General features: G+C 58.8%; 1 protein-coding gene. It reads left to right on the top strand.

Annotated elements, in window-relative coordinates:
• The coding region (locus tag BK660_RS31130) for a phospholipase D-like domain-containing protein (RefSeq protein WP_259698567.1) at positions 1–308 on the top strand (308 nt) is incomplete at both ends.

A 308-nucleotide genomic window follows, 5' to 3' on the forward strand; every position in this document is an offset into this window, starting at 1 on the left:
TGAACCGGGCGATTCTTGAGTTGATCGCCAGCGCACAAAAGCAACTGACCATCTGCACGCCGTACTTCAACCTGCCGCTGGGTGTGATCCGCGAGATCAACCGCGCGCTGGCCCGTGGTGTGAAGATCGATATCGTTGTTGGCGACAAGACCGCCAATGACTTCTATATCCCGCCGAGCGAGCCGTTCAAGGTGATCGCGGCGCTGCCGTATCTGTACGAGATCAGCCTGCGCCGCTTCGCCAAACGCCATCAGCGCAACATCGACAGCGGTCAGTTGAACCTGCACTTGTGGCGTGATGGCGACAAC

Source organism: Pseudomonas brassicacearum, assembly GCF_003732265.1.
Classification (GTDB): Bacteria; Pseudomonadota; Gammaproteobacteria; order Pseudomonadales; family Pseudomonadaceae; genus Aquipseudomonas; species Aquipseudomonas brassicacearum_D.